Source organism: Colwellia psychrerythraea (genome assembly GCF_000764225.1).
Taxonomy (GTDB): domain Bacteria; phylum Pseudomonadota; class Gammaproteobacteria; order Enterobacterales; family Alteromonadaceae; genus Colwellia; species Colwellia psychrerythraea_D.
The window spans coordinates 1-12,894 of record NZ_JQED01000021.1 but is presented as its reverse complement, the minus strand read 5'-3'; the positions used below and the strand labels follow the sequence as shown (position 1 = coordinate 12,894).

20 protein-coding genes are annotated in these 12,894 nt (G+C 41.8%); 14 read left to right on the top strand and 6 right to left on the bottom strand.

Annotation, left to right across the window (positions count from 1 at the left end):
• Nucleotides 1-8: 8 nt before the first annotated feature.
• Nucleotides 9-179 carry a hypothetical protein gene (locus ND2E_RS23085; protein WP_190277826.1) on the top strand — a complete coding sequence of 57 codons (171 nt, stop codon included), beginning with the start codon at nt 9-11 and terminating at the stop codon, nt 177-179.
• A 267-nt stretch (nt 180-446) separates the two neighbouring features.
• On the opposite strand, the gene ND2E_RS11300 is transcribed toward ND2E_RS23085, so the two are convergent.
• The 6 genes from ND2E_RS11300 to ND2E_RS11320 form a co-directional block, all read right to left on the bottom strand.
• Complete coding sequence (locus ND2E_RS11300) at nt 447-839, bottom strand: hypothetical protein (RefSeq protein ID WP_033093806.1); 393 nt, start codon at nt 837-839, stop codon at nt 447-449.
• 208 nt (nt 840-1,047) lie between these two features.
• Nucleotides 1,048-1,317 carry an Acb2/Tad1 domain-containing protein gene (locus ND2E_RS11305; protein WP_033093805.1) on the bottom strand — a complete coding sequence of 90 codons (270 nt, stop codon included), beginning with the start codon at nt 1,315-1,317 and terminating at the stop codon, nt 1,048-1,050.
• A gap of 15 nt (nt 1,318-1,332) precedes the next feature.
• On the bottom strand, nt 1,333-1,560 hold the full coding sequence (locus tag ND2E_RS11310; RefSeq protein WP_033093804.1) for a ribosome modulation factor: 228 nt from the start codon (nt 1,558-1,560) through the stop codon (nt 1,333-1,335).
• 43 nt (nt 1,561-1,603) lie between these two features.
• A complete protein-coding gene (locus tag ND2E_RS22400) occupies nt 1,604-2,029 on the bottom strand; it encodes a hypothetical protein (protein ID WP_052056501.1) in 426 nt (141 codons plus the stop codon).
• 61 nt (nt 2,030-2,090) lie between these two features.
• Nucleotides 2,091-2,780 carry a DUF2786 domain-containing protein gene (locus tag ND2E_RS11315; protein WP_033093803.1) on the bottom strand — a complete coding sequence of 230 codons (690 nt, stop codon included), beginning with the start codon at nt 2,778-2,780 and terminating at the stop codon, nt 2,091-2,093.
• Between the two features lie 9 nt (nt 2,781-2,789).
• A complete protein-coding gene (locus ND2E_RS11320; protein ID WP_033093802.1) occupies nt 2,790-3,056 on the bottom strand; it encodes a hypothetical protein in 267 nt (88 codons plus the stop codon).
• A gap of 229 nt (nt 3,057-3,285) precedes the next feature.
• Here ND2E_RS11320 and ND2E_RS11325 point away from each other — a divergent pair, with 229 nt between their 5' ends.
• The 13 genes from ND2E_RS11325 to ND2E_RS11380 form a co-directional block, all read left to right on the top strand.
• Nucleotides 3,286-4,563: a hypothetical protein gene (locus ND2E_RS11325; protein WP_033093801.1), complete on the top strand. Its 1,278-nt coding sequence runs from the start codon at nt 3,286-3,288 to the stop codon at nt 4,561-4,563.
• A 1-nt stretch (nt 4,564) separates the two neighbouring features.
• Entirely contained in the window at nt 4,565-4,912 is a 348-nt protein-coding gene (locus tag ND2E_RS11330; RefSeq protein WP_033093800.1) for a DUF2190 family protein, read from the top strand.
• An 11-nt stretch (nt 4,913-4,923) separates the two neighbouring features.
• Nucleotides 4,924-5,868, top strand: a complete 945-nt coding sequence (locus ND2E_RS11335; protein ID WP_033093799.1) for a hypothetical protein — start codon at nt 4,924-4,926, stop codon at nt 5,866-5,868.
• A gap of 102 nt (nt 5,869-5,970) precedes the next feature.
• Nucleotides 5,971-6,363: a hypothetical protein gene (locus ND2E_RS11340; protein ID WP_033093798.1), complete on the top strand. Its 393-nt coding sequence runs from the start codon at nt 5,971-5,973 to the stop codon at nt 6,361-6,363.
• Nucleotides 6,363-6,851: a phage protein Gp36 family protein gene (locus tag ND2E_RS11345; protein WP_033093797.1), complete on the top strand. Its 489-nt coding sequence runs from the start codon at nt 6,363-6,365 to the stop codon at nt 6,849-6,851. The genes ND2E_RS11340 and ND2E_RS11345 overlap by 1 nt, the downstream gene beginning before the upstream one ends.
• Nucleotides 6,851-7,285: a phage virion morphogenesis protein gene (locus ND2E_RS11350; RefSeq protein ID WP_033093796.1), complete on the top strand. Its 435-nt coding sequence runs from the start codon at nt 6,851-6,853 to the stop codon at nt 7,283-7,285. Before ND2E_RS11345 ends, ND2E_RS11350 begins: the two co-directional genes overlap by 1 nt.
• Complete coding sequence (locus ND2E_RS11355; RefSeq protein ID WP_033093795.1) at nt 7,282-7,722, top strand: phage tail terminator protein; 441 nt, start codon at nt 7,282-7,284, stop codon at nt 7,720-7,722. Before ND2E_RS11350 ends, ND2E_RS11355 begins: the two co-directional genes overlap by 4 nt.
• A complete protein-coding gene (locus tag ND2E_RS11360; protein WP_033093794.1) occupies nt 7,719-7,907 on the top strand; it encodes a hypothetical protein in 189 nt (62 codons plus the stop codon). The genes ND2E_RS11355 and ND2E_RS11360 overlap by 4 nt, the downstream gene beginning before the upstream one ends.
• Before the next feature lie 11 nt (nt 7,908-7,918).
• A complete protein-coding gene (locus ND2E_RS11365) occupies nt 7,919-8,839 on the top strand; it encodes a phage tail tube protein (RefSeq protein WP_033093793.1) in 921 nt (306 codons plus the stop codon).
• A gap of 121 nt (nt 8,840-8,960) precedes the next feature.
• Nucleotides 8,961-9,284, top strand: coding sequence for a hypothetical protein (locus ND2E_RS11370; protein WP_150113738.1), 324 nt, complete (start codon nt 8,961-8,963; stop codon nt 9,282-9,284).
• A gap of 59 nt (nt 9,285-9,343) precedes the next feature.
• Nucleotides 9,344-9,619: a DUF1799 domain-containing protein gene (locus ND2E_RS11375; protein ID WP_033093791.1), complete on the top strand. Its 276-nt coding sequence runs from the start codon at nt 9,344-9,346 to the stop codon at nt 9,617-9,619.
• Entirely contained in the window at nt 9,616-12,453 is a 2,838-nt protein-coding gene (locus ND2E_RS22395) for a tape measure protein (protein WP_052056499.1), read from the top strand. The genes ND2E_RS11375 and ND2E_RS22395 overlap by 4 nt, the downstream gene beginning before the upstream one ends.
• On the top strand, nt 12,453-12,894 hold a 442-nt coding region (locus tag ND2E_RS11380; protein ID WP_033093790.1), incomplete at its 3' end, for a hypothetical protein. The genes ND2E_RS22395 and ND2E_RS11380, both read left to right, overlap by 1 nt.

Genomic DNA, 12,894 nt, shown 5'->3' with positions numbered 1-12,894 from the left:
CGAATCAAATGGAAAGCAACCCTGTTACCGCTATTCCGCAAGGGTTGCCCAAGGCTAAGATATTACCGGGTATTTTACTTGCCTTAGCGTATGGCATGGAATTGCCTTTTCCGGTAAAAGACCGATCTGATTTTGAAGTACCTGCTGGCTCGCATGACTCAACGTTGTTGCAACATTAAACGCTTTGCGATGGCAGCTTTTTAATAAGTTGTCCCAGTTGTGCTTCATAATAATATCCTGTTGTTTTATAAAGCGCCTCAAATCAATTTTAAGGCGCTTATTTTAAATTGTCAGTAAAGTATCGGTTAAAACAAAATTAACGCATGCTCGTGTTCATTAAACATGTTTTAAAGAGGGTTTAACTTACGTTTAATGAGTAAAGGAAACTCAAGAGCTAACTTCACCCAAAAGCTCGAGTTAGGGGCTAAGTACCACAACGCAGATAATTAGGTCGTTTCAATTGTTCTCGTGAATTCTCGAACAATAACCATTTTCTCCTCTTCTTTGCATTCAAGGTCATAAGTTTCATCCATCCAATCTATTGCATCAGGCTCGCCATACTTGCCACCACCAAACCAATAGGTCCAACCTACCCAAGAATCATCAGGCATTTTAGCGGCTACAGATTTACTTTCATAATGACGCGAGCATTCACACGGAATGTTAGTTTCAACTTGTCCTTCTCGCAATTCATAAAGAGCATCCCAATGCTCATCAGCAAGAACTAGTTCATCGTAAAGCTCATCTATATTTTCATCAGTTACTAATGGTGGCTGTTTTTCTTCCCACTCAGCAGCTCTAATAATTATGGCGTGTTTAATTTTTTGTTCTGGTGTCATGTCATTCCTCACATCTAGTTAAGTTAAAATAATTTATTTACCAAGCGCTTAAAAACAGCCCATTAATACTCAATTCAACAACGAAACAAAGTAACCAAAAAAGCCAAGTACTCTGATGTTGTTTATCAGTACTACGTTGTTTTTTACATTCATTATGATTTCTCATGCGTGAAGTAAGCTCCTTAAGGGGGTAATATGCCTTGGTTCTTTAAAATGAATCAGGCAATGCCACAGCTCTAACAAACCACATAAAGCCAGTTTGCAGCTTTGTTTTAGCAAGCGCTAAAGCTCTACGGGTTTCTGATAATTGTTCATCAGACAGCTTACCAATGATTTCAGCGTCTACATTCCGCATCTTATTAAATTCGTTAATCAGCTCACCAACTTCCTCACTTTTGGCTTTGATCTTATTCATTAAGTTGATCTCTTCTAGGCTCAAATCTCTGTAGCCTTTAATTTTCTTATGTTGGTCTTTCATAGGTGTCTCTCTTATTTAGTGAAATAAACTTCTTAAATGGGCAATATGCCCTTGGTTCGTTCGGGCCTGAACTGGCGTAATGCTTTTACCACCATTTTCTTTGGCTAATTTCCCCTGGTGAAACCCTCGCACCCAGGCGTTTTTCTTTTCGGTTTTTCGATAAGGGCAGTTATCCAGCGTTTTACCGCATAAAGCAGCATTTTGTCCCTCTTCAAAGGTGGCTTTAAGTTTTATTGAAGGCATGTTTAAACCTCTTATTTAATCCCACTTAAAGGGGATTAATTTTTTAATGTGCGTTATGGAGTGCTCTAAATTTGGCTAACTTACGCTCTAACAATTCACCAGTGATTTGTGCCACTTCATTAAGTCGCTTCAACGTTTCACTGAACTTAGGCTGAGAAATTCCGTTAAACACTTGTGCGGATACGGCATCTAAGCCCTTGCATAAGTGATCTAACATGGCTTGTTTCTTTTCAGGACTTTCTATCCTGGTAAGGAGAAATAGCAGCTCAATATCTTCAGGGGCTTCACAGCCTTTAAAAAGTGAATGTTTATTAAGGTTGCGCTTGTTTTTACGTTTCTTTTTTTCGAGTTTTAGCTCTGTGATGCCAGGCAAGCAGTTTGAACAAGTTGTTGCCTCTTCACCTCTGGCAGAGCTAAGTGGGGAAAACTTACGGTTGCATTTAGTGCATATCTCTCGAATGTCAGTCATACGCCCATACCTTCATCGTTAATTTTCATAGGGCAGCTAATGAGTAGTGCTTTTATGTCACTCATGAGCTGCATCCCAATTTAGCGGTCTCTTTACCGTTAACGGGTCTGTCTAAACGCACGTTTTCGGCAGCATTAACACCCGCTAAATAGTCTTTGCTCCGAGACTTCCCCTTAGTTCGGTCACGAGGTTTACCATCTTCAATGTCTTTAAACTTGTTTTCTTTGTAAGTTTTAATCAGTGCGGTTTGCTCATCACTTAGCGCAAATTTATGAATAGTTTGATAAACAGCTAAGCACCAGGCTTCGGCAAAAGCATCACCACGTTTAGTTTTTGTTGAAGGTTTGCAGCGTTTTGATTGCTGCCTAATGTATTGAGCGCGAGACTGCTTTAATTGGCGATATAAAACGTCAAAGCAGTATTGGGCTAACTCAGGTTGTGGCGATATGCCTAAAAAGCAAACTTTCGCCTTCACTTTCCAGTTAATTTGCACATAACTCACTACAGGCTCAACACCAAAAGCATGAGAAATTAGGTGCATTAAGTTGGCTTCGTATTTATTCACTCCTTTGGCATCTAATACGCATTCAGCCGTTGAGCAGTCAGCTAAATCTACATCCGTTAAGGTAATGGCATGCTCTTGCATTAGCTTTTGCGCACGGCTTAACGCTGCAGCTGCTTCGTTAGCGTTTGAACTTTTAGCCAGGGCCAGTAGTTTTTTAATTTTATTGAGGATTTTGTTATCGCTCATACCGCCCCCTTAAAAGTTAAAAGTGTGCTCACGGGCAATAAAGCCAGCGTGCTTTAAATCAGCATTTAAATGGCCGTTAACGTGGTGTTTTGATTCATACCAGGGCGCACTGTGAATATCGGTAGTTAAGTGAATTCGGTTGAGGTCTTTAGCACCGTTGTAAAAATAAACCACACCATCACTTTTGCTTGGGGCCAGTTCTAATACCCAAACGCGTTTGGTGTGTTTACGTTGTTTTTTTCTCAAGTGAAAAGTGGTTGGTTTTTTGGCTAGCATTTTCTTACCCTTGTAGTTGTGGCACCTAGTAGTGGCATCACTTAAAAAAGCCCCACAACCTAAACAGCACAATAAGGCGTGGGGAAACGTGTGTTCCTGGGAGAACATTTTCCAGATGAAGTGTTGCGCTTTCATCTGACAACCAGTACTGTAAAAAAAGAAGCCTCGCACCTTATACGTCAAATGTTTTCTAGCAGTTAAGCCAAGCCATCAAAGGCAAACTGGTTGCATGAAAACAAACAACAGCACTACCTCGACCCCTAAATCAACACCAGTAAAGACTCCTTTAGCTGAAGTAATGGAAGCTGCGTTTAATAGCGTGACTGAATTACCTTGGTTTGAAGGGTTTCATACTGGTAAACATACTGACCGCCACGGCAAAGCGTTTACCTTTAGCCAGGAAGACCTTCAGCAAATGGTGGATAACTTTGAACCAGGTACAGTCGCGTTCTTAACAGGCCACCCAGAGGCCGATGCGCCATCGTATGGTTACGCCAAAGAGGTGAAACTAACCGATAAAGGCCAACTGTATTTAAATGGCGATGATGTCAATGTTGGTTTTGCTCAAAGTGTTATTGCTGGGCACTACGGCAAGCGTTCATTGGGTATTCAATTCAGTAAAGCCAAAGGCTGGTTTATTGACCATGTAGCTTTTTTGGGGGCGGTAAAGCCTGCATTAGACCTTCAGTCGGTGGGGCAATACAACTTCTCAGCACCTGATACGCCGCAAGATATCAGCGAATTCGAATTCTCCATTGAAACCCAAACAGCCAATACCCTAGTGCGCTTTTTACGTAAATTCCAAGCGTGGATGATTACCAATGGTGACTCTGAAGAGGCGAAAGCCATTGTTGACGAATGGGATGTTGACTGGCTGCAACGTCAAAGTATCCGTGAAGAAATCAAAGAAGAAAGCGAACACTCCTTAAACTATTCAAACCACAATAATCCTGCGGAGGATGATATGAGTAATTTTACTCAAGCCGATATAGATGCGGCAGTTGCGTTGGCAACAAAAGAGGCAAAGACCAACGCCTCTGCACAGTTCAGTCAGCAAAGCCAAGCTGATAAAGACCAGATAGCTTTATTAACTAAGCAAAATGCTGAAATGCAATTTGGCCAACGTGTTGAAAAACACCAAGCCTGGATAACCGAACAAATTCAAGCCAGTAAGTTATTACCTGCACAAGCTGCAGGTATGGCTGAGTTTATGGCGCACATTGAAAGCGCGCCAGGGGCTGATGAAATTACCCAATTTGAGTTTAGCCAGGGCACGGGAAAAGACGCTAAAACCGTTAAGCAAAGTCCTGTTGAATTCATGAAAAACATGATTGAAAACGGCGCTAAGCACGGCTTGCTTGATGATGAACTCATTGATGATGATAGCCCAGTTAATGTTGAGTTTGCCTCAAATGAAGATTTGAACAAAGCCGTTGTTGAATTCCAAAGTAAAAACGATGTCACCTACAGCGTTGCCTTAGATTCAGTCTTAGCGGGAGGTAAGTAATATGTATTCACAATCTAAACGCCCAATTTTAACGTTGACCATTATTGCTGCAGCAATTGTTGAAGCGCATCGCGCTATCGCTTTAGACGGCACTTATGCCGCTACGGGTGAGCACATGCATGGAGTATCAGACACCAACTCATTTGTTGATGACGAATTAGCCGTTGATGTTTTAGGTACTACAACCTGTGAAGCAGGTGCGGCCATTGTAAAAGGTGCACTCATTGAAGTTGGCGCTAACGGTAAGTTTATTACCAAAGCGGCAGGTAAAGTGGTTGGCAGAGCGTTAAGCGCAGCTGCAGCTGATGGCAGTAAATTTGAAGCCCTTTTATTACCTAGTAACGCATAAGGAAATTTAGTATGCCTAATCGTAAAAATATTCGCGTAGTTGACCCTGTACTTTCTAATTTAGCTTTTGGTTATAGCAACCCTAACTTAGTTGGTCATGAGTTATTTCCACGCGTAGGTGTTCCTGCCAAGTCAGGAAAAATTATCAAGTTTGGTAAAGATGCATTTCGCGTTATTAATACTCGTCGTGCACCTGGCACGGTAACAAAACGTATCACCATTGGTTTTGCTGATGAAAATTTCTCATTGCATAGCAATGCACTTGACTGCGTTGTACCAAAAGAATGGCTACCTGAAGCGGCATTAATACCAGGATTAAATTTTCAACGTTCATCACTAGAAGCTGTGATGCAAATTGAATTGAATAACCTTGAGTATGAACAAGCCACTTTAGCGCGTAACCCAGCAGCCTATAGTGCTACCAACAAGGTAACGTTAGCGGGTAATGCTAAATGGACTGATTATGCTAATTCAGATCCTATTGGTGATGTTAAGACTGGTCGTGAAGCTATTCGTAAGAAAACAGGCCAGTACCCTAACAAAATGGTAATACCTGCAGACGTAAATGAAGTTCTCAGTGAACATCCACAGTTATTAGCCAAGTTCTCTAACGATGAACTGAAAATAATGACCGTTGAACATTATCAAAAGATTTTCCAAATTGAGAAGGTTGTTATTGGTATGTCAATGCTAATAAACCCTGAAAACAACGATAATTTTGAAGATGTTTGGACAAGCGATGTGGTATTGGCTGTTGTGCCTAAAGTGGTTACTTCACACGCAACCATGAGTTTTGGTTACAACTATGCATTAGACGCGCCTGGCAATAAACACCCTAACGTAGAGTCATTTTGGTATGACCGCACCATTAAGTCACATGTTGCTGGTGTTGAATATGAACGCCAGTCATTGCTAACAGGTATGGATGCAGGTTACCTAATTCAAGGCTGTAAATAAGTTCGCGACACTAGCACAGGAGCTAGTAGTTAAGTAAAGCGATGGATAGCCAAGGATGGCAGCAAGGATGCTATAACAATTAATCTTATTTACAGGTGAATTATGACCGATGAAAAGAAAAAGGCATTCATAGCCAACTGGCCAGTAAAGCACGATAAAAAACTGTACCAGCCTGGCACAGAGCAAAAGCCACTCATGCTAACCAAAGACCAAGCAGCGGCATTGCTAACACTTGGTGCTATTAGCGAGTTGGACGAACAGCCAAAGCAAGATGGCGGTTTAACTGATGAGCTTAGCCAGGAACAACAGTTAGCTACTGTAGTAACGGCCATTGGCACTATGGATTTAAGTCTTAAAGAAAACATTATTGGCAACGGCTCGCCAGATGCAGGCAAGCTAACTGAACTTGTTGGCTTTACAGTGAGCGCAGCAATGCGTAATGAAGCATGGGCACAAGCTCAAACGAATACTTCTACTGAAGGTGAGAAAGCCTAATGTCATATATCACTTCCTCAAAACTCATAATTAGAATGGGCGCACGCGAACTGGCCTTAGTCACTGGCGGTAAGCTAGATTTAAGTATTGAGCCAGAGCCATTAAAGGCGGTTATTGAGGCAAGTGATACTCAGGCCTTTTCTGCAGAAGAAATTGAAGATGCTACCGCAGCAAAAACGTTAGTTGAAAGTACTATTCTTGATGCCTCAAATTTGATAAACGGCTATATCTCTGAGCGTTTACCACTGTCTGAGCAATTAATTAACGATAGCGCATTACCCAGTATTTGTTACAAGCTTGCTAAACATGATCTATTTATTACCGCCGATGAGCAAGCAACGGATGACAAAAAAGATGCTATGCAACAGCTACGTGATATTGCCAAGGGGCTTGTTTCACTCGGTCAAGAAGACCCTCAAGCAAGAACTTCACCCAGCACATTACGCGTAGCGGCAAGTAATCGTCCTAGCATTACGGATGGCTTCTAGTGGCTGGTGTCCATTTAGAAATAACAGGTTTAAATCCTGTTAAACAGGTCTTTAACCGCCTTCAAAGTCTTGATGTTAATGAGTTACTTACGGATATAGGTGAGGCATATCACGATGATGTGTTGAGTCGTTTTGATACAGAGCAAGCGCCTGATGGCACGCAATGGCAAGCATCACAGCGTGCAATTGATGAAGGGGGTAAAACCCTAACCGATACCGCTATTTTACGTGACTCTTTCCATTATGAAATTAATGGTGATCAACTTTTATATGGCTCGTCTGAAGTGTATGCCGCTATTCATAACTTTGGTGGTGATACGGGGCGGCGTAAGTCAACCAAATTACCACAGCGTGAAATTATTGGTCTTAGTGCCAAGCAGTTACGCATTATTGGCGATACAGCCACCGATTTTTTAAATGAGTTATTACCATGATTAACAGTGTTATAGAGCGCCTTGAAGCGCTAACCGATGATGACGGTAAACGAATCATTAATGATGTTAAACCAGCGCTTGATATTGTTGAAACTATGTCTGACTCGCTAAAAGTTAACGTGGTGGCTTTTGTTGTATTACTGGAAGAGCAACCAGGGAATAACCATCGTGATATGGCGTACGCCCCTGCAATACAAACCATTAATGAAACAGTTGGCGTATTGATAGGTATTAGAACCACAGGGCGTAGTGAGCAAGACAAAAGCCAATTAGAGAAAGTGCGAAAGGCTATACGTGGGGCTTTATTTGGTTGGACACCTACCCCAATACATTCAAATTTTTTATTAGGTAAAAGCAATATTCAAAAAATCCAATCAAGACAGTTGTTTTGGATGGATCGCTTTACCAATCAGCATGATGAAGAGGCAAGCCAATGAGCAAGAAATTACCTAACGTAACGCAATTAAATAACCGTCAAGGCGGTAGCTATATAAAAGACCCTGAAACGGGCAAAACCACCTTGGTTGAACAAACCAAGCCTCAAGAAATTACAGGTTTTGAGAATCAAGAAGACAATGCTACTCAAAGTAAGGCACCGGCTAAAAAAGCCCAGGCTAAATAAGGAATCTATCCATGAAATTTAGTGAAAAATTACTCTTAGCAAAACTAGAAACAACTTATGGTGTTGATGCTTCGCCTGGTGCAGCAAATGCCATTCTAGCCAAAGATGTTGACTTAACACCACTTGAAGCCGAAGCCTTAGAGCGAGGTTTGGTGAAACCTTACCTAGGCGCTGATGAATCTATTGTCAGTGGTGAGCATGTGCTAATTAGCTTTAAAATTGAGTTTCAAGGCAGCGGCACTGTTGCTACGGCTCCTGCATGGGGGCCATTAATACGTGCTTGTGGTTTTGCTGAAACGATTACTGCAGCTACTTCTGTTGAATATGATTTAGCGGCCAGTAATTACGAAAGTGCCACGCTTTATATGAACATGGGCAAAAACCTCCATGCCATGAAAGGCGCTCGCGGTAATGTCAAAGTTACCCTAGAAAAAGGTATTCCATACTTAGAATTTAACTTTATTGGCTTATGGGTTGATCCTACCGAAGTTGCCCCAGTAACGCCTGATTGGTCTTTATGGCAAAAACCAACGCCAACAGGTGCAGGGCGTACTTCAGGCTTTACGCTAAATGGCTTTGCCGCAAAGCCTTATAAGTTATCTTTAGATGTTGGCCAAGACGTTAAGTTTATTGAAACCTTAACTACCCAAAGCATTGACATTAACGAGCGTAAAGCAAGTGGCTCAGTCAGTATTGAAGCACCTGATTTATCCGTTAAAGACTTCTTCAGTGATGCTAAAAACTCAGTCACTGGTGCGCTCTCTATTCAAAATGGCCAAGTACCAGGACTTATTTGTAAAGTCGATTGCCCGAAAGTGCAAGTTAAGCCACCTAAATACGGTGATAACGAAGGTACAGCCAGTTTAGATATGGACTTAATTTTAATCCCCAGTACTGCAGGTAATGACGAAATCAAATTCACCTTAACCTAACACTTATTTTGCACAATTGAGGGCGTTGATGGTGCTGGAGCACTGGAGCTAATAGTAAGGATGCTTTGCCATGGATGGCATTTTTTATGTATTCAACCCTAATTTAAAGAGACTTCAACCCATGTTTCAACTAAAAAAAACTAACATTGTTTGGTGGCCAGTCACCATTAATGAACCAGTGGATGGCGGCAAAGTTACCGAGTTCCCCTGTCAAATTCAGTTTGAATTACTTGACCAGAAAGAGTTCGACGAACTCTCCTTGAAAGGCGATATTGTTTTGTTAAGTAGCGTAGTCAAAGGTTGGCAAGAAATATTAGGTGCCAACAAAAAAGACTTACCTTTTACCAAGAAAAACATCGATGCATTTCTTCAAGTGCCCTATGTCCGAGCATCATTATTTAACGCCTATTTAGGCGCTGTGTCAGGCGCACCTGTAAAAAACTAATAGAGGCTGCGCAAGGATGGGCAGCACCAGAATTAATCACGAACATTACGCTTATTGAAATGGAGCAATTTGGCGCACCACAACATCTTATCGATGAAGTAAAACAAGACCAAGTTATTGAAATATTGCCCATGAATTGGTCGGTAGTGATTTGGTTTAATGAGGTTTGTGACTTAATGCGCTATCGCCATGACGGTGCTTGTTTAGGCTTTGATTTAGTGCAAATACAAACCGAAAGCCAAATGAATCAACGCGAGTTCACCAAAAAAGAATTTAACGGTTTACGGACAATGAGCAAAGCCGCTGCGAGAACGATAAACAAGGTTGATGCATGAATGATTTAAAGTTAGGTATTGTTTTTGACGTTAAAAACGGCAAGTTTAAGTCTGAAGTAAAACAAAATACCCAGGTGGTAGAAAAACTTGGTCATAGCACGCAACGTACTGCTGGGCAAACTCGTCAGCTAGGCAGTGCATTAGATAATACCAACAATAAGCTTATCGCCACAAACCGCGTTGCCCAATCAGTAACGCGTGCTATTGGTGGCTTAGCTGCAGGCTTTGGTGCTCTACAATTAGGCAGTGGCTTAGTTAGAGAGCTAGCAACTTTTCAAGATATCCGAACCCGTTTACAAGGGCTTTCTACTGATGCAGCAGACTATGCAGCTAAAGAGCGCTGGTTAATTGATTTAGCTGCCGAGCATCATAAAGAACTAAACGGCTTAGCTGATGGCTATAGCCGCTTATCAACACTCACCCAAGAGAAAATCATTACCGATGGTCAAGCACGAGATATGCTTGAGGGCTTGTCTAATGCTGCCGCACAAAATGGTGCTACCAATGCCGATTTAGAGCGCGTTTATTACGGTTTAGCCCAAGCACTTGGTCAAGGTGTTGTGCAAATGCAAGAAGTTAATCAGGTTGTTGAACCCTTACCAGGCTTAATGACTAAATTGGCTCGTGCTGCAGGTGAAGAAACGGGTGCTGGTTTTAAAGCGCTCATTGCTTCAGGTGAAGTAACGTCTGAAATGTTTGGTGGTTTATTAGTTAAAGCGTTAACCGAATACGATGGTGCTGCAGCTAAAACTGCAGATAACATTAATACTAAATATCGTGATATCAAACGTGAATATCAACTATTAGCGGTTGAATTAGAGCAACCTATTAATGGTGCCTTACTACCAACCTTGGATGGGTTAGCGTCAGGCTTAGCCTTCCTTAAAGAGCACGCAGAAGGTGTCATTACCATTTTAGAAGTTGGGCTTGTTGTTGCAGCTGGTCATGCAGTAAAAGCTATTTCAAATAAAACAGCGGTAACTTATGCAAGTATTACTGCCGATACAGCGAAAGCACATGCATCAGCAACGGCAGCAAAAGCAGAGGAAGTACTTGCTGTATCGGCTAACCATAGGGCTGTGCAAGAGCAAGCAGCCGCTAAGCGATCATTGGCCAATGCCACTAATACTTATGCTAGAACCAGAGCCGTTAAAAATCTGGCTATTGCTAATGGAAAAGTTGCTGCGAGTGAAAAAGCTCTAGTAGCGGTCAGAACAACATTAACAGCAGCAAATAACAGATTATATTCTTCAGGTAAATCTTTAGCTTTGATGAGTAGCCTTGTAGGCGGTTTACCAGGACTATTAACTATTGCTGGTTTTGCTATGTACTCGTTTGCAACGAGTACTAGTGATGCAGCTGACCAGGCTAAACGATTGAATGAAGAAAATAAAAAATTAAATCCATTTGCAAATTATACATTCAAAACAGCTACGGGAGCTTTGCAGCGTTATCAAGGTCAACTTGAACTTGCCCAGCAAATGGCTGAAGAAACACAAACTCGCTTTAAAAATCCATTTTTTAAAAATGTGACTGCCTCTGATGTGACAGCAGCGAATAAAGAGGTTGAACGCTTAACAGAGACTATTGAAGCGTTACAGGCCATTGTCGGTGAGAAAGCGCCTGGCAAAAAAGAAACACCAAAGCAAGATGTTAAAACGTTAGATATCTTTTCTCAGCAACGTGAAGCATTAACTAAGCAATTAGCCTTGTTGGGCAAAACCAGCGAATTATCTAAAGCTGAATATGCGACTACTTTAGGTAAGTACAAAGATTTATTGCCAGCACAAAAAGAAGTGATCGTTAATTTAGCCAAGGAGATTGATGCAAAAAACAAATCCTTAGCAGTTGATGTTGTAAACAATACTCAAGCAAAACAACTTGCAAGCAATGCTCAAAACTACGCTGAATCACTACAGCGAAAAGTATCATTGACGGGTGAAGTAACTAACGTTCAACAATTAGCTTATGAGCTGGAAAATGGCAGTTTAATTGGCATTAATGACCAATTAAAAGAGCAATTAATGTTAAAGGCTGAGCTTGCAGATAGAGTTGAAGCCGATGCTGAAAAGCAACTGCCTTTTTGGGAACAAATGAATGAGCACATTGCGAGTACCACTGAAAATTTTGATGTGATGTGGGGGAATTCGTTTGACCGTTTTGCACAAGGCATTGGTGATGCGACAGCAACGTCAATATTGGAAGGACAGAGTTTTAGTGACGCCATGAAAAATATTGGTCGCTCAGTTATTAAAGAAGTGATCTCGGGCATTGTACAAATAGGCGTTAAAAAACTCGCACTATTCGCCATTGAAAAAGCCATTAATAAAGGTACGGCTATTTCAGCAGCTACGTTTATGTCTGCTAATGCTTCAGCAACCGCCATGCAGGCTGGTTTAGCTACTTTTGCATCTATTTCGGCTATTCCTGTTCTTGGTCCTGCTGCGGCTCCTGGCGCAATGACTGCTGCATTAGCGGTGGCAACACCAATGGCTGGTGCTATTACTGCTGCTTCCGCAGGTATGGCGGGTATGGCTCACGATGGTATCGACGAAATCCCCCGCGAAGGAACATGGTTACTTGATAAAGGTGAACGTGTTGTAGATAGCCGAACTAACCAAGATTTAAAACAAGCGTTGAATAAAGGTAGCGTAGGCTCTAGCTCTGGCACCGTCATTCACCTAACCAATCATATAAAAATCGAAGGTGATAACAATACCTCTGAATCTCTTGAAAGCGCTATTGAGTTATCAACTGAAAAAATGCGCGCCGATTTATACGAAGACTTTTCCACAGGTGGTTTGTTAACCCAACAACTTAAGGCGGCGATGTAATGCCCAATATTATTGACTTACCCGATATTTCCCCAAGCAAATGCAGCTGGATGGTTATTCCGTCAAGCACTGCCGCTTTTAACCCGTATTCAAAGGTTGAACAGGTATCAGAAGAGCCAGGCGAAAAATGGCAAGTGAAATTAGAATGGAAAAACCTTCCACATGCGTATGGCCGAGATATTCGTGGTGCGTTAATTGCGCTTCGTGGCCAAGTGAATCAATTACGCGTGAAAGATTTTGCTCATAGCAATATCGGCAGTTTCCCTGGTATAGCTCGGGTTAAAGGTGCAGGCCAATACGGCATTGTGCTACTCGTTGACGGTTTAACTGCCAACACGGTTGTGGGTCATATTGGAGACAGATTTCAACTAGGTAAGCGTGTTCATGAATTAACGCAAAACGCGGTAACTAATAGCAGTGGCCAAGTTACCTTAAAGTTTG